Source organism: Streptomyces sp. NPDC026301 (assembly GCF_055567935.1).
Genome location: NZ_JBVHPN010000009.1, coordinates 162,939 through 186,094, shown reverse-complemented (window position 1 = coordinate 186,094; position 23,156 = coordinate 162,939). Strand labels below are relative to the sequence as shown.

21 protein-coding genes and 1 riboswitch are annotated in these 23,156 nt (G+C 70.1%); of the genes, 15 read left to right on the top strand and 6 right to left on the bottom strand.

What is annotated here, in order from left to right:
* The first annotated feature begins 21 nt into the window (after window positions 1–21).
* The 4 genes from ACZ4MH_RS17985 to ACZ4MH_RS17970 all read left to right on the top strand — a co-directional run bounded on the left by ACZ4MH_RS17985 (window position 22) and on the right by ACZ4MH_RS17970 (window position 2,499).
* Window positions 22–282, top strand: a complete 261-nt coding sequence (locus tag ACZ4MH_RS17985) for a UBP-type zinc finger domain-containing protein (RefSeq protein ID WP_351591950.1) — start codon at window positions 22–24, stop codon at window positions 280–282.
* A 72-nt stretch (window positions 283–354) separates the two neighbouring features.
* Entirely contained in the window at window positions 355–843 is a 489-nt protein-coding gene (locus ACZ4MH_RS17980; protein ID WP_351591953.1) for a GNAT family N-acetyltransferase, read from the top strand.
* A gap of 266 nt (window positions 844–1,109) precedes the next feature.
* Window positions 1,110–1,523, top strand: coding sequence for an ATP-binding protein (locus ACZ4MH_RS17975; protein ID WP_030264314.1), 414 nt, complete (start codon window positions 1,110–1,112; stop codon window positions 1,521–1,523).
* A gap of 43 nt (window positions 1,524–1,566) precedes the next feature.
* Complete coding sequence (locus ACZ4MH_RS17970; protein ID WP_351592008.1) at window positions 1,567–2,499, top strand: RNA polymerase sigma factor SigF; 933 nt, start codon at window positions 1,567–1,569, stop codon at window positions 2,497–2,499.
* Window positions 2,500–2,828: 329 nt separating this feature from the next.
* On the opposite strand, the gene ACZ4MH_RS17965 is transcribed toward ACZ4MH_RS17970, so the two are convergent.
* Window positions 2,829–3,284, bottom strand: a complete 456-nt coding sequence (locus tag ACZ4MH_RS17965; RefSeq protein WP_351591956.1) for a hypothetical protein — start codon at window positions 3,282–3,284, stop codon at window positions 2,829–2,831.
* 105 nt (window positions 3,285–3,389) lie between these two features.
* Between ACZ4MH_RS17965 and ACZ4MH_RS17960 the strand changes: the two genes are divergently transcribed.
* Together ACZ4MH_RS17960 and ACZ4MH_RS17955 are read left to right on the top strand one after the other, a co-directional pair.
* Window positions 3,390–4,373: a diacylglycerol/lipid kinase family protein gene (locus tag ACZ4MH_RS17960; RefSeq protein ID WP_351591959.1), complete on the top strand. Its 984-nt coding sequence runs from the start codon at window positions 3,390–3,392 to the stop codon at window positions 4,371–4,373.
* A gap of 317 nt (window positions 4,374–4,690) precedes the next feature.
* Window positions 4,691–4,948 (top strand): WhiB family transcriptional regulator, encoded by a 258-nt coding sequence (locus ACZ4MH_RS17955; RefSeq protein ID WP_003983230.1) that lies wholly within the window; start codon window positions 4,691–4,693, stop codon window positions 4,946–4,948.
* 156 nt (window positions 4,949–5,104) lie between these two features.
* Here ACZ4MH_RS17955 and ACZ4MH_RS17950 read toward each other — a convergent pair whose 3' ends face one another.
* On the bottom strand, window positions 5,105–6,574 hold the full coding sequence (locus tag ACZ4MH_RS17950; RefSeq protein ID WP_351592011.1) for a sensor histidine kinase: 1,470 nt from the start codon (window positions 6,572–6,574) through the stop codon (window positions 5,105–5,107).
* A 552-nt stretch (window positions 6,575–7,126) separates the two neighbouring features.
* On the opposite strand from ACZ4MH_RS17950, the gene nagB reads away from it, so the two are divergent.
* Entirely contained in the window at window positions 7,127–7,909 is a 783-nt protein-coding gene (gene nagB, locus ACZ4MH_RS17945) for a glucosamine-6-phosphate deaminase (RefSeq protein WP_351591962.1), read from the top strand.
* Window positions 7,910–7,977: 68 nt separating this feature from the next.
* On the opposite strand, the gene ACZ4MH_RS17940 is transcribed toward nagB, so the two are convergent.
* From ACZ4MH_RS17940 to ACZ4MH_RS17925, 4 genes are all read right to left on the bottom strand, one after another.
* A complete protein-coding gene (locus ACZ4MH_RS17940; protein ID WP_351591965.1) occupies window positions 7,978–9,516 on the bottom strand; it encodes a glycoside hydrolase family 3 protein in 1,539 nt (512 codons plus the stop codon).
* 154 nt (window positions 9,517–9,670) lie between these two features.
* Window positions 9,671–10,501, bottom strand: coding sequence for a carbohydrate ABC transporter permease (locus ACZ4MH_RS17935; RefSeq protein WP_351591968.1), 831 nt, complete (start codon window positions 10,499–10,501; stop codon window positions 9,671–9,673).
* Window positions 10,498–11,484: a carbohydrate ABC transporter permease gene (locus ACZ4MH_RS17930; protein WP_467754577.1), complete on the bottom strand. Its 987-nt coding sequence runs from the start codon at window positions 11,482–11,484 to the stop codon at window positions 10,498–10,500. The genes ACZ4MH_RS17935 and ACZ4MH_RS17930 overlap by 4 nt, the downstream gene beginning before the upstream one ends.
* A 78-nt stretch (window positions 11,485–11,562) precedes the next feature.
* A complete protein-coding gene (locus tag ACZ4MH_RS17925) occupies window positions 11,563–12,816 on the bottom strand; it encodes an extracellular solute-binding protein (protein WP_351591974.1) in 1,254 nt (417 codons plus the stop codon).
* A gap of 242 nt (window positions 12,817–13,058) precedes the next feature.
* Between ACZ4MH_RS17925 and ACZ4MH_RS17920 the strand changes: the two genes are divergently transcribed.
* The 8 genes from ACZ4MH_RS17920 (at window position 13,059) to ACZ4MH_RS17885 (ending at window position 23,085) form a co-directional block, all read left to right on the top strand.
* Window positions 13,059–13,820 (top strand): GntR family transcriptional regulator, encoded by a 762-nt coding sequence (locus ACZ4MH_RS17920; protein ID WP_351592014.1) that lies wholly within the window; start codon window positions 13,059–13,061, stop codon window positions 13,818–13,820.
* Window positions 13,821–13,987: 167 nt separating this feature from the next.
* Window positions 13,988–16,129, top strand: a complete 2,142-nt coding sequence (locus tag ACZ4MH_RS17915; protein WP_351591977.1) for a carbon starvation CstA family protein — start codon at window positions 13,988–13,990, stop codon at window positions 16,127–16,129.
* Between the two features lie 47 nt (window positions 16,130–16,176).
* On the top strand, window positions 16,177–16,425 hold the full coding sequence (locus ACZ4MH_RS17910) for a YbdD/YjiX family protein (RefSeq protein WP_467754576.1): 249 nt from the start codon (window positions 16,177–16,179) through the stop codon (window positions 16,423–16,425).
* 213 nt (window positions 16,426–16,638) lie between these two features.
* Window positions 16,639–16,908, top strand: a complete 270-nt coding sequence (locus ACZ4MH_RS17905) for a DUF3311 domain-containing protein (protein WP_351591983.1) — start codon at window positions 16,639–16,641, stop codon at window positions 16,906–16,908.
* 95 nt (window positions 16,909–17,003) lie between these two features.
* Window positions 17,004–18,620, top strand: a complete 1,617-nt coding sequence (gene mctP, locus ACZ4MH_RS17900) for a monocarboxylate uptake permease MctP (RefSeq protein WP_467754575.1) — start codon at window positions 17,004–17,006, stop codon at window positions 18,618–18,620.
* Window positions 18,621–18,726: 106 nt separating this feature from the next.
* Window positions 18,727–19,242: a GNAT family N-acetyltransferase gene (locus ACZ4MH_RS17895; RefSeq protein ID WP_351592019.1), complete on the top strand. Its 516-nt coding sequence runs from the start codon at window positions 18,727–18,729 to the stop codon at window positions 19,240–19,242.
* A gap of 76 nt (window positions 19,243–19,318) precedes the next feature.
* Window positions 19,319–19,450: riboswitch (cobalamin riboswitch) on the top strand.
* Between the two features lie 153 nt (window positions 19,451–19,603).
* Window positions 19,604–22,033 (top strand): ribonucleoside-diphosphate reductase subunit alpha, encoded by a 2,430-nt coding sequence (locus ACZ4MH_RS17890; RefSeq protein ID WP_351591986.1) that lies wholly within the window; start codon window positions 19,604–19,606, stop codon window positions 22,031–22,033.
* Entirely contained in the window at window positions 22,033–23,085 is a 1,053-nt protein-coding gene (locus ACZ4MH_RS17885) for a ribonucleotide-diphosphate reductase subunit beta (RefSeq protein ID WP_351591989.1), read from the top strand. Before ACZ4MH_RS17890 ends, ACZ4MH_RS17885 begins: the two co-directional genes overlap by 1 nt.
* Window positions 23,086–23,156: the final 71 nt, after the last annotated feature.

The window sequence follows — 23,156 nt, the reverse complement described above, 5'->3', positions numbered from 1 at the left end:
GTTCCGGCTAATCTGGCAATCATGAGCGAGTGCCCGCACGTTCTCGAACTGCCGCGCCCCGAACCGGCCGCACTGAGCGACACCTGTCCCGAGTGCCTCGCCGTCGGCAGCCACCCTGTGCAGCTGCGGCTCTGCCTGGTCTGCGGCCACGTCGGCTGCTGCGACTCCTCGCCGCACCGGCACGCCACGGCACACTTCGAGGCGACCGGACACCCGGTGATGCGCTCCTTCGGGGCGGGCGAGGACTGGCGCTGGTGCTTCGTCGACAAGGCCCTGGTGTGAGCGCCCTCCGGGGCGCGCGGGCCGCACGGCGCCCGACGCCGGTTGTCAGTGGCGCCCGCTAGCCTGCTCAGCATGATCCGCACTGCGACACCCGCCGACGTCCCGGCGATTCACGCCATGATCCGCGAGCTCGCGGAGTACGAACGGGCCCTGGAGTCGGCGAAGGCCACCGAAGAGCAGTTGCGCGACGCCCTGTTCGGCGCGCACCCGGCCGTCTTCGGGCTGATCGCCGAGGAGTCCGGCACCCCGGTGGGCTTTGCCCTGTGGTTCCGCAACTTCTCCACGTGGACGGGCACGCACGGTGTCTATCTGGAAGACCTGTACGTCCGCCCCGCCCATCGCGGCGGCGGACACGGCAAGTCACTGCTCGCCGCACTGGCGCAGATATGCGTCCGCCGCGGATACGGACGTTTTGAATGGTCAGTCCTGGATTGGAATGAACCGTCCATCGGTATATACAAGTCGATCGGTGCTCAGCCCATGGACGAATGGACCGTCTTCCGGCTCACTGGAGAGGCACTGCACGAGCTCGCGGCAACTGCAGATGCCAACGCAGCGTAACCAGCGCCGATTTGGCAGTGCAGACCCCTAGCCACTGTCCGTACCCGTAGGCTTACAATGAGTGACACTCGTGGGTTTGCGGGACACTGCGAGTCCCACCGTCGTGCCAGGCCGGCAGCCACGCCGATCCCGGGCGACATTGCACCGCAGATCGCGATAGCGTCACACAGCGCATGCGCTGTGCCGGGTGGCCGTTCCTTCCGCCGGGAGGATCAGGTCCGGCATGAATATCAGCTCAAACAGCTTGTGTCACCTTGGAGGTGAGGGTGTCCCAGATCGCAGGCGAGCCCGGGAATCAGGACTTCGTGGAAGTCCGGCTGCCCGCTGCGGGTGCCTACCTTTCGGTGCTGCGTACGGCCACGGCCGGACTGGCAGCCCGGTTGGACTTCACCCTCGACGAGATCGAGGATCTGCGCATCGCCGTCGACGAGGCGTGCGCGATCCTCCTGCAGCAGGCCGTCCCCGGCAGTGTGCTGAGCTGCGTCTTCCGGCTGATCGACGACGCGCTGCAGGTGACCGTATCGGCCCCCACCACCGACGGACGCGCCCCGGAGCGCGACACCTTCGCCTGGACGGTGCTCTCCGCACTGGCCGGCAAGGTCGACTCCACCGTCGCCGAGGACCAGACGGTCAGCATCAGTCTGTACAAGGAGCGCGGCGCCGGTCCCGGACCGTCATGACCGAAGAGGGGGCCCTGTGAAGGATCTGGAGCGCGGCGCGCGGATGGAGCCGAGACTGGCCATCCCCGAGCAGCAGGCCCGGCCGCACCCGATGGGCACGGACGACCTCAGCGGCCGGTTGAACGCGGCGGAGCAGGCAGAGCGGGCGGACCACATGGACCACAGCGAGCAGCAGCGGCAGCAGCAGGATCCGCAGCATCACCCTCACGATGCGCACGATCCGCACGACCGCAGTGGTGCCCGCGCGATGTTCTACGAGCTGCGCAAGCTCCCGGAGGGCTCCGACGAGCGCGCGGAGCTGCGGAACACCCTGGTCCGGATGCACCTCCCCCTGGTGGAGCATCTGGCCCGGCGCTTTCGCAACCGCGGCGAGCCGCTGGACGACCTCACCCAGGTCGCCACGATCGGCCTGATCAAGTCGGTGGACCGGTTCGACCCGGAACGCGGCGTGGAGTTCTCCACGTACGCCACCCCGACCGTGGTCGGCGAGATCAAGCGGCACTTCCGTGACAAGGGCTGGGCGGTCCGCGTGCCGCGCCGCCTGCAGGAGCTGCGGCTGTCGCTGACCACGGCGACCGCGGAGCTCTCCCAGCGGCACGGCCGTGCCCCCACGGTCCACGAGCTGGCCGAGTTCCTGCGCATCTCCGAGGAGGAGGTGCTGGAGGGCCTGGAGTCGGCGAACGCCTACAGCACCCTCTCGCTGGACGTGCCGGACACCGACGACGAGTCCCCTGCGGTCGCCGACACCCTGGGCGCCGAGGACGAGGCGCTGGAGGGTGTCGAGTACCGCGAATCCCTCAAACCGCTGCTGGAGGACCTGCCGCCGCGCGAGAAGAAGATCCTGCTGCTGCGCTTCTTCGGCAACATGACCCAGTCGCAGATCGCCCAGGAGGTCGGCATCTCCCAGATGCACGTCTCCCGGCTGCTGGCCCGCACCCTGGCCCAGCTCCGCGACAAGCTGCTGGTCGAGGAGTAGCGGACCCCCCGGCGGGGCGGGAGACCGCCGGATCAGCCGCACTCCAGACCACCACCGCGTGACACGGGCGCGGGCCGCACCGCCAGTCCTGTACGGCTCCACAGAGAGCCTCACGGGCCGGGTGCGCCCGCGCCCGTCGGCGTACGGCCTTCCGACACGCCCCGCGCAAGCCCGGCGTGCGGCGCTCCGACAAGCTCCCTGCAAGCCCCCAGTCCGGCGTACAGCCCTGCGGCGCGCCCGCGCGAGTACCGGCGTACGGCTGCGCGGCTGCCCCGGCGCACGGCGAGCGTCCGCCGCCCACGCCGCCCACGCGTCCCCCGTGGAGTCGGCTACGCGTCCTCGCGCGGCCCGATGCCCAGCGCCTCGGTGGCCGTCGGATTGACCAGCAGACCGAGGACGACGAGCGCGACGACGCCGAGGACCACGCCGCCCGCGAGCAGCGCGCCGCCGCCGTTGATCAGCGTCCAGGCCACCGGCAGCGCCACGATCTGGGTGATCAGCGAGGGCCCGCGGCTCCAGCGCCGCCGCAGCCACAGCCCGCGCGCGGAGATCAGCGGCAGCAGCGCCAGCACGATCACGGTGATCCCGCCCATCTCGGCCTGCTGGGGGCTGTCCGGCGAGCCGGTGAGCCCCTCGACCAGCATGTAGACGCCCAGGGCTGCCAGCGCGAGCCCTTCGAGTCCCGTGAGCACCGCCGCCGCGGTCAGCCGGCGCGGCCGCGGCCCGACGGGTCCGGGGGCGGGCGTGGGGGCGGCTGGGGTCCGCTTCTGCTTGCTGCTGCTCACCCCAGCAGGGTAGCGCCGGAGCCCGGCCCACCCGACGGGCAGGGGCCGGGCCCTCGTACCGACAGGGCTGGGCCCTCGTACCGACAGGTAGGTACCCTGCTCCCCATGCGTGCACTTCTCGTGGTCAACCCTGCAGCCACCACCACCAGTGCGCGCACCCGTGACGTACTGGCCCACGCGCTGGCCAGCGACCTGAAGCTGGAGGTCGCGCAGACCGAGTACCGCGGTCACGCGCGCGACCTCGCCCGCCGGGCCGCGGAGAGCGGCGAGACGGAGCTGGTGGTCGCCCTCGGCGGCGACGGGACGGTCAACGAGGTCGTCAACGGTCTGCTGACGCACGGCCCGGCCCCGGAGGCGCTGCCGCGCCTCGCCGTGGTCCCCGGCGGCTCCACCAACGTCTTCGCGCGGGCGCTCGGCCTGCCGAACGACGCCGTGGAGGCCACCGGCGCCCTCCTGGACGCGCTGCGCGACGGCAGCGAAAGAACCGTCGGGCTGGGTTTGGCCGCCGGCACACCGGACACCCAGGACGAAATGATCCCGAAGCGCTGGTTCACCTTCTGCGCGGGATTCGGCTTCGATGCCGGGGTCGTGGGGCGAGTCGAACAACAGCGCGAACGCGGCAAGCGTTCGACCCACGCGCTGTACGTACGGCAGGTAATGCGCCAATTCATGGGCGACCCGCACCGCCGGCACGGCACGATCACGCTGACCCACCCGGGTGACGAACCAGGCACGACGGAGGTGATCGAGGATCTCGTCCTGTCCATAATCTGTAACACCGCGCCCTGGACCTACCTGGGCAATCGTCCGGTCTACCCGTCTCCGCAGGCGTCCTTCGACACGGCCCTGGACGTCTTCGCGCTGACCAGGCTCTCCACCCCGGCGGTCGCCCGGTACGCCACCCAGCTGCTGGCGTCAACCCCGGACCGCGGCCCGCAGGGAAAGCACGCCGTATCGCTTCATGATCAGACGGACTTCACCTTGCATTCACAGGTTCCACTGCCCTTCCAGATGGACGGTGACCACCTGGGACTGCGTTCCAGCGTGACGTTCACAGGCGTACGCCGTGCACTGCGTGTGATTGTGTGAGCAGTAGGGCCGAAAGTCCTTTCAGTCGAACGTTTAGGCTGACTTCCACCCCCTAGAAGTACGGCTGTGACCTAGGCGACACCAAGGAATCAAAAAAAAGTTTCCGGAAGGGGTTGTATCCGCCGCCGAGGTTTGCGAGTCTCTTCATGGCGATCGGGACGGCCGCTCTTCGGCCCCCTTGAGAGCCCGAACCCCCTCCTCTTTTCCAGGACCGCACCAGCCCCTTGCGGGCGTTCGGCCCTTCCCTTGCGGAGGGATTCGTGAAAGCGTTCACATTCACAAGCAACGTTCCCGTAATACGAGGAGATGGAGCAGCCATGGACTGGCGTCACCGCGCCGTTTGCCGCGAGGAAGACCCCGAGCTCTTCTTCCCCATCGGCAACACCGGTCCTGCGCTGCTGCAGATCGAGGAAGCCAAGGCCGTCTGCCGCCGCTGCCCCGTCATGGAGCAGTGCCTGCAGTGGGCGCTCGAGTCCGGCCAGGACTCCGGCGTCTGGGGTGGTCTGAGCGAGGACGAGCGCCGCGCAATGAAGCGCCGTGCAGCTCGTAACCGGGCGCGCAACGCCAGCGCCTGAACCAGCCGCCCCGTGGCATCCGAGCCGCAGCGCGCAGTACCCCCGATGCGCTAAGCAACGTGAGCTTTGAGCCCCGGACCGTACCTCGGTCCGGGGCTTACTGCTGTCCGCGGCCGCTTCCCGGACGCCGCGGTCCGGGTCGTCGGCCGCAGCCTCTCAGTGCTTCTCCGCCCGCACCGGGATGTCCAGCACCACCTGGGTGCCGCGCCCGGGGGCCGGCAGCATGTCGAACGTGCCGCTCATCTCGCCCTCGACCAGCGTCCGGACGATCTGCAGCCCGAGGTTGCCCGCGCGCTGCGGGTCGAACCCTTCGGGCAGCCCGCGGCCGTCGTCCTGGACGGTGACCCGCAGGCGTGGCTCCGTACTGCTGCCGCCGCGCACCGCGCCCACGTCGACCGTGCCCTGCTCCCCCGGTGCGAAGGCGTGCTCCAGCGCGTTCTGGAGGACCTCGGTGAGCACCATGGACAGCGGGGTCGCGACCTCGGCGTCCAGGATTCCGAAGCGGCCGCTGCGCCGCCCGGCCACCTTTCCGGGCGAGATCTCCGCCACCATGGCCAGCACTCTGTCGGCGATCTCGTCGAACTCCACGCGCTCGTCCAGGTTCTGGGAGAGCGTCTCGTGCACGATCGCGATGGAACCCACCCTGCGGACCGCCTCGTTCAGCGCCTCGCGCCCCTGGGGCGAATCCATCCGGCGGGCCTGCAGCCGCAAGAGGGCGGCAACTGTCTGCAAGTTGTTCTTCACCCGGTGGTGGATTTCCCGGATGGTCGCGTCCTTCGTAATCAATTCGCGCTCTCGGCGTCGCAATTCGGTGACGTCGCGCAGCAGTACGAGTGAACCGATGTGGGTGCCCTTCGGTTTGAGCGGGATGGCGCGCAGTTGAATGACGCCTTCCTCGCCCTCCACCTCGAATTCGCGCGGCGCCCAGCCGCTGGCCAGTTTCACCAGGGCCTCGTCCACGGGACCGCGCGCCGGCGCCAGTTCGGCCGTGGCCCGGCCGAGGTGGTGGCCCACGAGGTCGGCCGCCAGCCCCAGACGGTGGTACGCGGAGAGCGCGTTCGGACTGGCGTACTGGACGACGCCGTCCGCGTCGAGCCGGATGAGCCCGTCACCGGCCCGCGGCGAGGCGTCCATGTCGACCTGCTGACCGGGGAACGGAAACGATCCCGCAGCGATCATCTGCGCCAGGTCGGACGCGCTCTGCAGGTAGGTGAGCTCCAGCCGGCTGGGCGTCCGTACGGTGAGCAGGTTGGTGTTCCGGGCGATCACGCCCAGCACCCGGCCCTCACGGCGTACGGGGATGGACTCCACCCGTACGGGCACTTCCTCGCGCCACTCGGGGTCGCCCTCGCGCACGATGCGGCCCTCGTCCAGCGCGGTGTCCAGCATGGGGCGGCGGCCGCGCGGCACCAGGTGGCCGACCATGTCGTCCTGGTAGGACGTCGGCCCGGTGTTCGGGCGCATCTGCGCGACGGACACGTACCGGGTGCCGTCCAGGGTGGGCACCCACAGGACGAGGTCGGCGAAGGACAGGTCGGAGAGCAGCTGCCATTCGGAGACCAGCAGGTGGAGCCACTCGAGGTCGGAGTCGCTCAGAGCGGTGTGCTGGCGGACGAGATCGTTCATGGAGGGCACGCATGCGAGCCTACCGGCGTACGGTGTATCCGTTGACCGTGCACAGGCATGGACTGATGAGCATGGTCTAGTCCACAATGAATCGGTAAAAGGCTTCCGCCCTCCCCGCACAGGAGGACGGATAGAGGACCGAGGCGCTCTCTGCCCTGACTGCGCCGCGGCCTCCGATCGGCCGGACCGGGCGCCGCGAGGAACCGCACACCTCACGGCGCACACCGGCCGATGTCAGCTCCGGGCTGCGGTGCCGGACAGGTTGAGGGTCCTGTCCCGGCGCCGCGGCCCGCGGGTGTTTCCGGGCGCGTATACAGGCGCGCGTACAGAGGCTCATACGGACGGCCCCCGCTCCCCCGAGGAGCGGGGGCCGTCGGCGTTTGTGCAGGTGAAGCGGGGTTCCGAGGTCTGCGGTAGCCCGTCGGGCGGGGAGCGCGGAGCATGGAATCGCGGTGGCGTGTGCGGCTGTGCGCCAAGGGCGCCACGGGGCCGCGACGCCGCTGCTAGAGTGGTCTATACCACTTGCCCCCTCTCCAGAACGGCAGGCCCAGCGTGGAAGTTGTCATCGTCCCGGATGCCAAGGAAGGCGGCGAGCTGATCGCCGAGGCCATGGCCGCCCTGCTGAGGCACAAGCCCGACGCGCTGCTCGGCGTGGCCACCGGCTCGACCCCGCTCCCCATCTACGAAGCGCTCGCGCACAAGGTCGCGGCGGGGGCCGTGGACGCCTCACGGGCCCGTATCTGCCAGCTCGACGAGTACGTGGGACTGCCCGCGGGCCACCCCGAGTCCTACCGTTCCGTGGTGCTGCGTGAGGTCGTCGCGCCGCTCGGCCTGGACGCGGACTCCTTCATGGGCCCGGACGGCGCCGCCGAGGACCTCCAGGCGGCCTGTGACGCCTACGACCGCGCCCTGGCCGAGGCCGGCGGCGTGGACCTCCAGCTGCTGGGTATCGGCACCGACGGGCACATCGGCTTCAACGAGCCGTGCTCCTCGCTCGCCTCCCGTACGCGTATCAAGACGCTGACGCAGCGGACCCGGGAGGACAACGCCCGGTTCTTCGACAGCCTCGACGAGGTGCCGCACCACGTCATCACCCAGGGCATCGGGACCATTCTGGAGGCCCGTCACCTGGTGCTGCTGGCCACGGGCGAGGGCAAGGCGGACGCGGTGGCCCAGACCGTGGAGGGTCCGGTGGCCGCGCTGGTACCGGCCTCCGCGCTGCAGTTGCACCCGCACGCGACGGTGGTCGTCGACGAAGCGGCGGCCTCCAAGCTCAAGCTCGCGGACTACTTCCGCGCGACGTACGCGGCCAAGCCGGAGTGGCAGGGGCTGTAGGGCTGCTCGTACGGAACGCACAGGTGCCGAGCCCCGCGGGGCTCGGCACCTGTGCGTTTGCCGCGGCCTCAGCCGCCCGTGATCACCTCCGCGGCCGCGAGGCCGCAGACGCGGGCGGCCCCGTGCGTCGCGATGTGCAGCGCTCCGGTGGGCGGCGCCTGCGGTACTCCCATCTCGACCACGACGGTGTTGGGCCGGGCGGCGATGAGAGCGGCGAGGGCGTCGGCCATCCAGGGGTGCCGGTGAACGTCGCGTACTACTGCGACGATCTTGCGATCCGCCGCGGCCCGCAGCACCTTCGCGATCAGTGCGGAGGTACCGGCCTCCTCGGCGTCGGCGGGGCCGTAACTGCCGGTCGCGGTGGAGGGCAGCAGCCGCTCCAGCTCGGCCGCGACGCCCCAGGGCGTCTCGTCGCCGACCGCGATGTTGGCGACGGGCGTGAAGGCCGCGACATACGCGGGCGTACGCAACGGCTCGTACGCGCCTTCGGCCGCCGTCACCCGTAGGGCCCGCCGGGCCGCCCGGAGCCCCACGTCCGGGTCTTCCGCTCCCCCGTGTGCGCGTGCCGAGGACCGCCCGGCGTCGCGCGTCCAGCGGGCCAGGGCGCGGACCCGGCCTGCCGCCTCGGCCAGGCGCTCCTCGGTGAGCGCGCCGGAGCGCACGGCGCTCACCAGCGCGTCGCGGAGGCGGAGGACGGTCGCCTCGTCGGCCAGTCCGCCGCCGACGCAGATGGCGTCGGCACCGGCGGCGACGGCGAGCACGCTGCCGCGTTCGATGCCGTACGTGGCGGCGATGGCCCGCATCTCCACGGCGTCGGTGACGATCAGGCCGTCGAAGCCGAGGCCGCCCGCCGCGACGGGCGCGCGCAGCAGTCCGTGCAGGGCGGCCGGGCTGAGCGTGGCGGGCAGGTCGCCGTCGAGGGCGGGCACGAGGATGTGCGCGCTCATGACGGCCTTGGTGCCGGCCGCGACGGCCGCCTTGAAGGGCACGAGTTCGCGGGCGTGCAGGGTGTCGCGCCCTGCGTCGATGCGCGGCAGGTCGTGGTGGGAGTCGACGGCGGTGTCGCCGTGGCCGGGGAAGTGCTTGGTGCAGGCGGCGACGCCGGCGGACTGCATGCCCTGGACGTAGGCGGCGGTGTGCCGGGCGACCAGGTGCGGGTCGGAGCCGAAGGAGCGTACGCCGATGACGGGGTTGCCGGGGTTGGAGTTGACGTCGGCGCTGGGGGCCCAGTTGAGGTTGATGCCGCAGTCGGCGAGGCGGCGGCCCAGCTCGCGGGCGACGGCGCGGGTGAGGCCGGTGTCGTCGACGGCGCCGAGGGCGAGGTTGCCGGGGAAGGAGGAGCCGCCGCGTACTTCGAGGCGGGTGACGTCGCCGCCTTCCTCGTCGATGGCGATCAGGAGGCCGTCGGTCTCGGCGCGGAGGCGGGCGTTGAGGGCGGCGAGCTGTTCGGGGGTGTGGACGTTGCGTCCGAACAGGCCGACGGAGGTGAGGCCCTCGCCGAGCCGGCGCAGCAGCCAGTCCGGCGCTTCGGTCCCGGTGAATCCCGGCTGGAGTACGGCCAGCGCGTCGCGGGTGAGGGTGTCGGCGGAGCGTACGAGCGTCGTCATGGAGCTGCGTGTCCCTTCACGGCGCGTGAACGAGCGGGCGGGCGGACGGCGGTACGGGACCGGGGCGGGCCGCACCGAGCGGTACGGGACCGGGAGCGGCCTTCATCAGACCGCAGACCGGCGGCGCCGGCGCGGAGGCAGGCGGGCGTCCGCGTCATCCCTTCACCGCGCCCGAGGTGAGGCCGCCGACCGCTTTGCGCTGCAGGAAGAGGAAGAGGATCAGGATGGGGAGGGCGAAGAGGGAGGCGGCGGCCATGGTGGCGCCCCAGTCGTCGCCGAAGTTGGTCTGGAAGCCGGAGAGCCACAGGGGCAGGGTCTGGGCCTCGGTCTGCTTGTTGAGGATGAGGACGAGGGGGAATTCGTTCCAGGCGGTGATGAAGCCGAAGAGCGAGGTGGCCATCAGCCCGGGGGCGAGCAGCGGGAGGATGATCCTGACGAACGCCTGGGGGCGGGAGCAGCCGTCGACCATGGCGGATTCCTCCAGCTCCTTGGGGACGGCCGCGATGTAGCCGCGGAGGGTGAGGATCGTAAAGGGCAGCACCATGACCATGTAGAAGAACGTGAGGGGCAGCAGGCTGTTCAGCATGGAGCCGTCCCGGACGATCATGTAGATCGCGATGACCATCACTTCCCAGGGCGCCATCTGGGCGATCATGAAGGTGACGATCACGCCGCGGCGGCCCTTGAAGCGCATCCGTGCGATCGCGAAGGACGCGAGCATGGCGATCACGAGCGACATGCCCACGGCGAGGACCGTGACGGTGACGGAGTTGCCGACGTATCGCCAGAAGTGCGGGGCGCCGACGGCGGTGCGGAAGTGTTCGAGGGTCGGGGTGAGCGGGAACCACACGGGGTCCTCGCTGATGATGTCGCCGGTCGGCTTCAGCGCCGTACTGAACATCCAGTAGACGGGGAAGAGGAAGCCGGCGGTCAGGACCAGGGCCGTGGCGTTGGGCCAGACGCGGCCGAAGAGAGTGCGTTTCATCGCTCGTCCTTCTCTTGCCGGAGCACGATCCGGAGGTAGTACGAGGTCAGTACGAGCAGGATGAGGATGGTCAGCAGCGAGATGGCCGCGCCCATGCCGTAGTGCTGGTTGCCCATGCCCTCGATGAAGGCGTAGACGGGGAGGATCTCGGTGAGCCGGTCCGGGCCGCCCTCGTTGATGGCGAACACCTGGGTGAAGGCTTTGAACACCCAGATGACTTCGAGGAAGGTCGTCGCGTAGAGGAACGGCCTGATGAAGGGCAGGGTGACCGAGGTGAAGCTCTTCCACACGCCGGCGCCGTCGAGGGCGGCCGCTTCGTAGAGCTCCGTGGGGATGGTGGTCGTCGCGGCGTAGAGGTTGACGGCGACGAAGGGCACGGACTGCCAGACGACCAGGACGGTGATGACGAAGAAGGTGGAGAACTGGCTGCCGGTCCAGTTGAAGTCCGCCATGTCGTGCCACCCGAGCCGGTCCAGTACCCAGTTGACGACGCCGAAGCGCTGGGCGAAGAGCCACTGGTAGACGGTGGTGGCGGCGATGACGGGCATGGCCCAGGCCAGGACGAGCCCGAACATGAGGGTGAGCCGCATACGGGGGCCGAGCCGGGCCAGGAGCAGGCCGATGAGGGTGCCGATGCCCATCGTGAGGGCGACGTTGGCAGCGGTGAAGAGGAGAGAGCGGAGGGAGACCCGCCAGAATTCCGCGTTGCCGAGGATCTGCCGGTAGTTGTCGGTGCCGTTCCATTCGGTGGCGTGCCGGATGAGCTGCCCCATGTTGAGGTTCTGGAACGACAGCGCGCCGTTGGTGATCAGGGGGTAGCCGAGGAAGACCGCGGTGACGGCGAGCGCGGGCAGCAGCAGGAGGTACGGCGCGCGGCCGGCCGTCCGCGCGCGTGGCCGCAGCGGTGGCCGGGGCGGGCCGCCGGTCCCCCCGTTCCCGGCGGTGCCGGGCGTTTTCCCGGCCCGTCTGCTCTGCACTGACATGGCTGCCATCTCTTCTCGCGCCCTCCCCGGCGACGCTCCTGCCGGGGGACGGAGCGGTCCCCCGGCAGGAGCCGGTGCCTACTGCTGCTGGCTGAGCCGCTTGTTGAATTCGCCCTCGACCTGCTGGGCGGCGTCCGCGGCGTCCTTTCCGTTCAGGACGGCGGTCATGTACGTCCTGATCGGGTTGGGCGGGTTCTCCACGGCGCCCCATTCCGGGATGAGCGGGGTGGTGCCGCCGCCGGCGACGGCGGGCGCCGCCGCCTCGGCCGCGGGGTTGCCCTTCAGGGCGCTCTGCAGCGACTCCTTGTTGGGGATGACGCCGCCTTCCCGGGCGAGCTGTCCCTCGTACTTGTCGGAGAGCGCGACCTTCAGGAACTTCTTGGCCAGGTCCTGCTTCTGGCTGCCGGCGGCGACGGCGAGGTTGGAGCCCCCGAGGAAGACGCCTTCCGGCGTGCCGGCGGTCTCACCGGGGATGGTGAAGTAGCCGATGTCCTTCTCGATCTTCGGGTTGGCCTTGATGGCGATCCCGGACTCCCAGCCCATGCCGATGAACGCGCCGGTCTTCCCCTTGGCGAAGACCTCGCCCTGCTGCGGGGTGGCCTCGTCCTTGTCCTTCGGGGCCTTGCTGAAGGACTGGTACTGCTTGTAGATGTCCATGGCCTTGGCGACCTTGGGGTCGGCGAGGTTGGAGACCCACTTGCCGCCCTGCTTCTTGACCAGGTCGGCCTTGGTGCCGATGGTCAGGCCGTCGAAGAAGTACCAGTTCTGGCCGGGCATGTAGAGCGGCTCGGCGTCGGTCTTCTTCCGGATCAGGTCCAGGTCCTTGAAGAACTCGGTGCGGGTCTTCGGCGTGTCCTCGATGCCGGCCTCGGCCCAGATCTTCTTGTTGTAGACGACGACGCGGTTGGCGGCGAACCAGGGGGCGGCGTACTGCTTGCCCTGGTAGACGGCCGACTTGTTCAGGGCCGGCGTCCAGTCGGCGCCGATCCCCTTCTTCAGGTCGTCCAGTTCGGCCAGGCCGGAGGTCTTGGCGTAGGCGGAGGTCTGGGTGTTGCCGACCTCGATGACGTCCGGCGGGTTCTCCTCGGAGAGCGCGGTGGTGATCTTCTGCTGAATACCGTTCCACTTCTGGATCTCGATGTTCAGCTTCGCGCCGGTCTTCTTCTCGAAGGCGGCCGTGACGTCCTTCGTCCAGCCCGGCGGGGTGGAGCCGTCCATGACCCATATGGTGAGGCTCTTGTCGTCCGCCCCCGCCGACGTGCCGGACCCGCAGGCCGCGACACTTACCAGCATTCCCGCGACTGCCGTCGCCGCGATCAGCCCACGCTTCACAGCACACTCCCCTAATGGCTGGGTGTGGTCTTTAATGGTTTAGACCAGTGCCCGCAGCTTGGCCTAGACCTTTAGGGGTGTCAAGAGGTGTATAAGAGTCGCAGTCGGCTCCGTTACCGGACCGACATCCGGCAGGCGCGGACCTGCGAGGGAGCATCGGCACCCCACCCGTGCCACGATGTGAGCCGCTACGCATGGAGGAGCCGGTGACGACAGCACGAGTGGAGTCGGAAGGGCGGGTCATGGAGACCGACGGGGCCGGCGCGGAGTCCGGCAGCGGAACCGCACGCACCGCGCGGGTGCCCAAGTACTACCGGCTCAAGCGGCATTTGCTGGAGATCACCGAGACGCTGCCGCCGGGCACCCCCGTACCGCCCGAGCGCACGCTGGCCTCGGAGTTCGACACCTCACGGACGACCGTGCGGCAGGCCCTGCAGGAACTGGTCGTCGAGGGACGGCTGGAACGCATCCAGGGCAAGGGCACCTTCGTCGCCAAGCCCAAGGTCTCCCAGGCGCTGCAACTGACCTCCTACACCGAGGACATGCGCGCCCAGGGCCTGGAACCCACCTCGCAGCTGCTGGACATCGGATACGTCACGGCCGACGACCGGCTGGCCGGGCTGCTGGACATCGCGGCGGGCGGCCGGGTGCTGCGCATCGAACGGCTGCGGCTGGCCAGCGGCGAGCCGATGGCCATCGAGACCACGCACCTGTCGGCCAAGCGCTTCCCCGCCCTGCGCCGCAATCTGGTCAAGTACACCTCGCTCTACACCGCGCTCGCCGAGGTCTACGACGTCCGCCCGGCGGAGGCCGAGGAGACCATCGAGACGTCCCTCGCCACCCCGCGCGAGGCCACGCTGCTGGGCACGGACGTGGGCCTGCCGATGCTGATGCTCTCCCGGCACTCCCTGGACCCCCAGGGCGAACCGGTGGAGTGGGTGCGCTCGGTGTACCGCGGCGACCGGTACAAGTTCGTGGCGCGCCTGCAGCGGCCGAACGACTAGCGGCACGGAGCCGGGCGCGGCCGTACGGGCGGCGGGCGAAAGCCGTCGTACGGGGCGGGAGAAGCGGAAGCACACATCCCCGTCACCCGGGTTATCCACAGGGTGTAGCGCACGTCACAATTCCTGCTCTACGGTCCTTCCGTCACCGTCGGACGGGAGGACGGCCAGTGCGCACCACATCACCGCGAACGATCGCCATCTGGACAGCCGTTGCGCTGATCGGCGCCACCGGCTGGACCCTGCTCGCACTGGGCCGCGGCGAGCAGGTGTCGGCGGCCTGGATGGTGGCCGCAGCCCTCGGCACGTACGCCATCGCCTACCGCTTCTACTCGCGCTTCATCGCGACGCGCGTGCTGCGGGTGGACAAGACCCGCGCCACCCCCGCCGAGCGGCTGAACAACGGCATCGACTTCCACCCCACCGACCGCCGCGTCCTGCTCGGCCACCACTTCGCGGCCATCGCGGGCGCGGGCCCCCTGGTCGGCCCGGTGCTCGCGGCGCAGATGGGCTACCTCCCGGGCACGATCTGGATCATCGCCGGGGTGGTGTTCGCGGGCGCCGTGCAGGACATGGTGGTCCTCTTCTTCTCCACCCGGCGGGACGGGAAGTCGCTGGGCCAGATGGCGCGCGAGGAGATCGGCCCGTTCGGCGGGGCCGCCGCGCTGCTCGCCGCCTTCGCCATCATGATCATCCTGCTGGGCGTACTGGCCCTGGTGATCGTCAACGCGCTGGCCGCGTCCCCCTGGGGCACGTTCTCCATCGGCATGACGATCCCCATCGCCCTCATCATGGGCGGCTACCTGCGCTTCCTCCGGCCCGGCCGGATCACCGAGGTCTCCCTCATCGGCATCGCGCTGCTGCTCCTCGCCCTCGTCGGCGGCCGCTGGGTCGCGGAGTCCTCCTGGGCCGACGCCTTCACGCTCCAGCCGAAGACCCTGGTCATCTGGCTGGTGGCATACGGCTTCATCGCCTCGGCGCTCCCCGTCTGGACCCTGCTCGCACCGCGCGACTACCTCTCCACCTTCATGAAGATCGGCACGATCGGGCTGCTGGCGGTGGGCGTGGTGATCGCGCTCCCGACGCTGAAGATGGACGCGGTGACGGACTTCGCGAGCCGCGGCGACGGCCCGGTCTTCGCCGGCTCCCTCTTCCCCTTCGCGTTCATCACGATCGCCTGCGGCGCGCTGTCGGGCTTCCACGCGCTGATCTCCTCGGGCACCACGCCGAAGATGGTGCAGAAGGAGACCCAGATCCGGATGATCGGGTACGGCTCGATGCTCATGGAGTCGTTCGTCGCGGTGATGGCGCTGGTGGCCGCCTCCATCATCGACCCGGGGCTGTACTTCGCGATGAACGCACCGGCCGGCGTCATCGGCGACTCCGTCCAGTCCGCGTCCCAAGCGGTCGCGCACCTCGGTTACTCGATCTCGCCCGACCAACTGGCCGCCGCGGCCAAGGCCGTGGAGGAACAGACGCTGCTGTCCCGCACGGGCGGCGCGCCGACACTGGCCATCGGGGTGTCGGAGATCTTCTCGCAGGTGGTCGGCGGCGCCGGGATGAAGGCGTTCTGGTACCACTTCGCGATCATGTTCGAGGCGCTGTTCATCCTCACGGCGCTGGACGCGGGCACGCGGGTGGGCCGCTTCATGCTCCAGGACATGCTGGGCAACGCGTACAGGCCGTTCCGGAACATCAGCTGGAAGCCCGGCCTGTTGCTCTGCAGTGCGGCCGTGGTCGGCCTGTGGGGGTACTTCCTGTGGGTGGGCGTCCACGAGCCGCTGGGCGGCATCAACCAGCTCTTCCCGATCTTCGGCATCTCCAACCAGCTGCTGGCGGCGGTGGCGCTGGCCGTGTGCACGACGCTGCTGGTGAAGTCCGGCCGGGTCAAGTGGGCCTGGATCACGGGCATACCGCTGGCCTGGGACGCGGTGGTCACGCTGACCGCGAGCTGGCAGAAGGTGTTCTCCGGCGACCCGAAGGTGGGGTTCTTCACGCAGCGCGGGGTCTATCAGGACGCGATCGACGCCGGGAAGGTGCTGCCGCCCGCGAAGACGATGGACGACATGCACACGGTCGTCACCAACTCCACGGTGGACGGGGTGCTGTCGGCGGTACTGGCCCTGCTGATCGTGGTGGTGATCGCCGACGCGGCCCGCATGTGCATACGCCACCTCCGCACGCCGGACGCGACCCCGCTGCACGAAGCCCCGTACGTCGCCTCGCGCCTCGTCGCCCCGGCCGGCCTGATGGCCACACCGGAGGAGAAGGCGGAGCTGGCGGCGGCCGGGAACGCGGAGGCGAGGAGGTGAGCGGCCCGGCACGGACGGCACACGGAACGCCCCGGTGGGCGGCCGGGATGGCCCGGTGGGCGGGCACGGCGGCTGGGTGGGGGCGCGGGGTCCGGTGGGTGGCCACGGTGGCCCGGTGGGGGCGCGGGGTCCGGTGGTACGTACGGGAGTTGACCGGCGAGTCGGCGTACGACCGGTACGTCGAGCATCTCCGCCGGCACGCCCCGGACGCCCCGGTGCCCACCCGCGCCGAGTTCGAGCGCCGCAGGACGGACGCGCAGGAGGCCGACCCCCGCTCGGGCTTCCGCTGCTGCTGAGCGGGGGGGCGGCTGAGGAGGAGGCGGTGGGGGTGGGGTGGGGGCGGGGGGGAGCCCCCCCGAAGCGCAGCCCCCACGCCGCCCCGCCCCCTCCCGCCCCCGCCACCCAAACCGTTTCCGTACCGATATGCGGACAGCTGGTGACGGCGGGAGCTTTGGGCGCTTAGATTTCCTGGCCTTACATATGTGATCGCCAGGGATGGAGCAGCGGATATGTCAGAGCCAGCCGAAACACCCCGTTCCGGGCCGATCGTCACGCCCACGCGCGTGGTGGCCGGCCTCTGCCTGCTCGCTCCGTTCGTGGCGATGCTCTGGGTGAGTTCGTACGCGAAGGTCGAACCGACGCTGATCGGCATCCCGTTCTTCTACTGGTACCAGATGCTGTGGGTGCTGATCTCGACGGCGCTGACGATGACCGCGTACAAGCTCGTGCAGCGTGAGCAGCGCGGGCTTCGCGCCCGTAAGGACGGTGCGTCGAAGTGATGACCACGGCAACGAACTTCCTGGCCACCTCGGTCGCCCCGGCCACCCCGACCATCCCGGCCGGAAGCGCGCTCGCGGCGGACGCGACCGGCGGCGTGAACGGCATCGCGCTGGCCGTCTTCATCTTCTTCTTCATCGCCGTGACGGTCATGGGCTTCCTGGCCGCCCGCTGGCGCAGGGCCGACCAGTCCGACAACCTCGACGAGTGGGGCCTGGGCGGCCGCAGCTTCGGTACGTGGGTGACGTGGTTCCTGCTGGGCGGCGACCTCTACACCGCGTACACCTTCGTCGCCGTGCCCGCGGCGATCTACGCGGCGGGGGCGGCCGGCTTCTTCGCCGTGCCGTACACGATCCTCGTCTACCCGTTGATCTTCACGTTCCTGCCGCGGCTGTGGTCGGTGTCGCACAAGCACGGGTACGTCACCACCTCGGACTTCGTGCGCGGCCGCTTCGGCTCCAAGGCCCTGTCGCTGGCCGTCGCGCTCACCGGCATCCTCGCCACGATGCCGTACATCGCGCTGCAACTCGTGGGCATCCAGGCGGTCCTGGACGTGATGGGCGTCGGCGGCGGCGAGAGCACGAACTGGTTCATCAAGGACCTGCCGCTGCTGATCGCCTTCGGCGTGCTGGCCGCGTACACCTACTCCTCCGGGCTGCGCGCGCCCGCGCTGATCGCGTTCGTCAAGGACGGCCTGATCTACCTCGTCATCGCGGTGGCGATCATCTACATCCCGATCAAGCTGGGCGGCTTCGAGCACATCTTCCACACGGCGGGCGACGCCTTCGCGCAGACGAACCCGGCCACCGGCAAGCCGCGCGGCGAGCTGGCGAGCGGCCCCAACGCGCAGTGGGCGTACGGGACGCTGGCGCTCGGCTCGGCGCTGGCGCTGTTCATGTACCCGCACTCGATCACGGCCACGCTCTCCTCGCGCAGCCGTAACGTGATCCGCCGCAACACCACCATCCTGCCGCTGTACTCGCTGATGCTCGGCCTGCTCGCGCTGCTGGGCTTCATGGCGATCGCGGCCGGGATCAAGGTGCAGAACGGGCAGCTGGCGATCCCGCAGCTGTTCGAGAACATGTTCCCCGACTGGTTCACGGGCGTGGCGTTCGCCGCGATCGGCATCGGCGCGCTGGTGCCCGCCGCGATCATGTCGATCGCCGCGGCGAACCTCTTCACCCGCAACATCTACAAGGACTTCCTCAAGCCGGGCGCCACGCCCGCGCAGGAGCACAAGGTCGCCAAGCTGGTGTCGCTGCTGGTGAAGGTCGGCGCGCTGGCGTTCGTCCTGACGATGGACAAGACGGTGGCGATCAACTTCCAGCTGCTGGGCGGCATCTGGATCCTGCAGACCATGCCGGCGCTGGTGGGCGGCCTGTTCACCCGCTGGTTCCACCGCTGGGCGCTGCTCGCCGGCTGGGCGGTCGGCATGGTGTACGGCACGGTCGCGGCGTACGGCGTGGCGAGCCCCACGCAGAAGCACTTCGGCGGCTCGAACGCGGAGATCCCCGGGATCGGCGAGATCGGCTACATCGGCCTGACCGCGTTCGTGCTCAACGTCCTGGTGACGGTGGTCCTGACGGTCGTCCTGCGGGCCGTGAAGGCCCCTGCCGGCATCGACGAGACCTCGCCCGAGGACTACACGGCGGACGCCGGTGACAAGGGCGTCCAGGTGGACCTGCCGCCGGCCACGGCGGGCGCCGCCCACTAGGTCGTGACCGCAGAGTCCCGCCTGAGCTCATGACGGCCGACGGGCCGCCGGTGGAAACCGGCGGCCCGTTGTCGTACCCCCGGTGCACACTGAGCGCATGGATCCCATGGACATCGTGGTCAGGCGGATACGTACGGAGGAGCACGCGTGGCTGGGCGAGATCACGGCCCAGGCGTATCTCGGTGACGGGCTGCTCGACTTCGGGGAGGACGACGGCTATCTGCCCCTGCTGCGGGACGTGGCGCGGCGGGCCGCCGAGGCGGAGGTGCTGGTGGCCGTGGCGGACGGCGAGGTGCTGGGCGGGGTGACGTTCGTGCCGGCGGGCGGTCCGTGGGCGGACATCGCGCGGCCGGGCGAGGCGGAGTTCCGGATGCTGGCGGTCGCGAAGGAGGCACGCGGCAGAGGCGCGGGCGAGGCGCTGGTGCGCGCGTGTCTGGAACGTGCGCGGGAGACCGAGGGCTGCGCACGTCTCGTGCTGTCCTCCCAGCGCTCGATGCTCAGCGCGCACCGCATCTACCGTCGCCTGGGGTTCACGCGGACCCCGGACCGCGACTGGCATCCGATACCGGACGCCGGCCCGCTGCTGACGTTCGCCCGGGAGCTGACGCCTTCGCAGGGGTGACCATCCGTGCGTACGGCTGCACGGACAGCAGCGTCGCGACACAAGATATGGGAACGCTCGCGCGGGGCGACACAAGATGTATGCTCGTGCTCGCTGTCGCCGCAGGGGAATCCGGTGCGAATCCGGAACTGTCCCGCAACGGTGTGCTGAGTGGGCATTTGTGCCGCGCTCGCCGAGTCCGAGGACCTGCCGACGGTACGTCCGTATCCGTTCCGGTGCGGGCGTCGAGACGTCCGGGCTCCGTGGGATGGGCCGGTGGACGCTGCGTGGTGTGCCCGCGTGCCCGGCAGGGCTCCGGCGCGGCTGCCCGTACGCCTCCGACCGCCCTCCCCCGGCCCCAGCCGAGTGAGGAGAGCACAAGGTGACCATCGCGCCAGCGGAGTCAGCACAAGAGGCGCAGGCGGCACAGGAGAAGCGGGCGGCACAGGAGGCGCGGGCGACGACCGCGCGGCCCGACGACGGCCCCGGTACGGCCCTGCTGCGCACCCTGACCGACCTCACCGCCGACCTGCCGGCCACCGACCCGGGCAAGGTCGCCGCGGCCGCGCTGCGCGGCCGGCACGCCGGCTCGGACGCGGCGGAGCTGCGCGAGCTGGCGATGGAGGCCGCGGCCGGGCTGATCGGCGATGAGCCGCAGTACTCCAAGCTGGCCGCCCGGCTGCTGACCGCCGCGGTCGCCGAGGAGGCCGCGAGCCAGGGCGCGACGGGCTTCGCCGCCTCGGTCGCCACGGGGCACCGCGAGGGTCTGATCGCCGACGGCACGGCGGAGTTCGTCCGGACGCACGCCGCCACGCTGGACGCGCTGGTCGAGGCGGCCCTCCAGGACGGCGCCGACGACCGCTTCGGCTACTTCGGCCTGCGCACGGTCTACTCCCGCTACCTCCTCCGGCACCCGATCACCCGCAAGGTCATCGAGACCCCGCAGCACTTCCTGCTGCGCGTGGCCTGCGGCCTGGCCGAGGACCACTCGGACCGCGCCGTCCAGGACGTCGCCGCGCTGTACGCGCTGACCAGCACGCTCTCCTACCTGCCCTCCTCCCCCACGCTCTTCAACTCCGGCACCCGCCACCCGCAGATGTCCTCCTGCTATCTGCTGGACTCGCCGCTGGACGAGCTGGACTCGATCTACGACCGCTACCACCAGGTCGCGCGCCTCTCGAAGCACGCGGGCGGCATCGGCCTCTCGTACTCCCGGGTGCGCGCCCGCGGTTCGCTGATCCGCGGCACCAACGGGCACTCCAACGGCATCGTGCCGTTCCTGCGGACCCTCGACGCGAGTGTCGCCGCGGTGAACCAGGGCGGCCGCCGCAAGGGCGCCGCCTGCGTGTATCTGGAGACCTGGCACGCGGACATCGAGGAGTTCCTGGAGCTGCGCGACAACACCGGTGAGGAGGCGCGGCGTACGCACAACCTGAACATCGCGCACTGGATCCCGGACGAGTTCATGCGCCGGGTCGAGGCGGACCAGGACTGGTCGCTGTTCTCGCCGGCGGACGCGCCGGAGCTGGTGGACCTGTGGGGCGCGGAGTTCGACGCCGCGTACCGGCAGGCGGAGGCCGACGGAAAAGCGATCAAGGCCGTCCCCGCGCGGACGCTGTACGCCCGCATGATGCGGACCCTGGCGCAGACCGGCAATGGCTGGATGACCTTCAAGGACGCCGCCAACCGCACCGCGAACCAGACCGCCGAGCCGGGCCGGGTCGTGCACTCCTCGAACCTGTGCACGGAGATCCTGGAGGTCACGGACGACGGCGAGACGGCCGTCTGCAACCTCGGCTCCGTCAACCTCGCCGCGCACCTGGGCGCGGACGGCGAGCTGGACTGGGCCAAGCTGGACGCCACGGTCCGGACGGCCGTCACCTTCCTCGACCGCGTCGTGGACATCAACTTCTACCCGACCGAGCAGGCCGGCGCGTCCAACTCCCGCTGGCGACCGGTGGGACTGGGCCTGATGGGCCTCCAGGACGTGTTCTTCCGGCTGCGCTTGCCGTTCGACTCCCCCGAGGCGCGCGAGCTGTCCACCCGTATCTCCGAGCGGATCATGCTCGCCGCGTACGAGGCGTCCGCCGACCTCGCCGAGCGGCACGGCCCGCACCCGAACTGGGCGGCGACCCGCACCGCCCGCGGCGTGCTGCACCCCGACCACTACCCCAATGCCGAGCCCCGCTGGGCCGACCGCTGGGCCGCGCTGCGCACCCGTATCGCGGCGACCGGCATGCGAAACTCACTCCTTCTGGCGATCGCCCCCACCGCGACCATCGCCTCCATCGCGGGCGTGTACGAGTGCATCGAGCCGCAGGTCTCCAACCTTTTCAAGCGCGAGACGCTGAGCGGGGAGTTCCTGCAGGTCAACGCGTACCTGATCGAGGAGCTCAAGGCGCTGGGCCTGTGGGACGCGCGGACCCGTGACGCGCTGCGCGAGGCCAACGGCTCGGTCCAGGACCTGGAATGGGTGCCGGAGGACGTCCGCGCGCTGTACCGCACGGCCTGGGAGGTCCCGCAGCGCGCGCTGATCGACATGGCCGCCGACCGCACTCCCTACCTGGACCAGAGCCAGTCCCTGAACCTCTTCATGGCGGCGCCCACCATCGGCAAGCTCAGCTCGATGTACGCCTACGCGTGGAAGCGCGGCATCAAGACCACGTACTACCTGCGGTCCCGCCCGGCGACCCGGATCGCGCAGTCCGCGCGCGGCACGGCCGCCGCCGCCCCCGTACCCCAGCAGGCGACCGACCCCGAGGCGATCGCCTGCTCCCTGGAGAACCCCGAGTCCTGCGAGGCATGCCAGTAATGACCACCGCACCCGAGAGCGCCGCCGCCACCCACACCGTCGGCGCGACGCACAAGAACCTCCTCGACCCGGGCTTCGAGCTGACGCTGCGTCCGATGCGGTACCCGGACTTCTACGACCGCTACCGCGACGCGATCAAGAACACCTGGACCGTGGAGGAGGTCGACCTCCACTCCGACGTGGCCGACCTCGCCAAGCTGTCGCCGGGCGAGCAGCACCTGATCGGCCGGCTGGTCGCCTTCTTCGCGACCGGCGACTCGATCGTGTCGAACAACCTGGTCCTCACTCTCTACAAGCACATCAACTCCCCCGAGGCGCGGCTCTACCTGAGCCGGCAGCTCTTCGAGGAGGCCGTGCACGTCCAGTTCTATCTGACGCTGCTGGACACGTACCTGCCCGACCCGGACGACCGCGCCGACGCGTTCGCCGCCGTCGAGAGCATCCCGTCCATCCGCGAGAAGGCGCAGTTCTGCTTCCGCTGGATGGACTCCGTCGAGAAGATCGACCGGCTGGAGACCAAGGCCCACCGCCGCCGCTTCCTGCTGAACCTGATCTGCTTCGCGGCCTGCATCGAGGGGCTGTTCTTCTACGGTGCGTTCGCCTACGTGTACTGGTTCCGCTCGCGGGGCCTGCTGCACGGCCTGGCGACGGGGACGAACTGGGTCTTCCGCGACGAGACCATGCACATGAACTTCGCGTTCTCCGTCGTGGACACCGTCCGCGAGGAGGAGCCGGAGCTGTTCGACGCGGAGCTGGAGCAGCAGGTCACCGACATGCTGAAGGAGGCCGTGGAGGCCGAGCTGCAGTTCGCCGAGGACCTGTGCGGCGACGGCCTGCCGGGCATGAACACGGCGTCGATGCGGGAGTACCTGCAGTGCGTGGCCGACCAGCGGCTGCAGCGGCTCGGCTTCGCACCGGTGTACGGCTCGGAGAACCCGTTCTCCTTCATGGAGCTGCAGAACGTCCAGGAGCTGACCAACTTCTTCGAGCGCCGCGCCTCGGCGTACCAGGTGGCGGTCGAGGGCTCGGTCTCCTTCGACGACGAGTTCTAGAACGGCTGCCGGACTTCTGGCACGGCTGCCGGAAACCGCGCTGCCCCCGAACGGGTGTTCCGTTCGGGGGC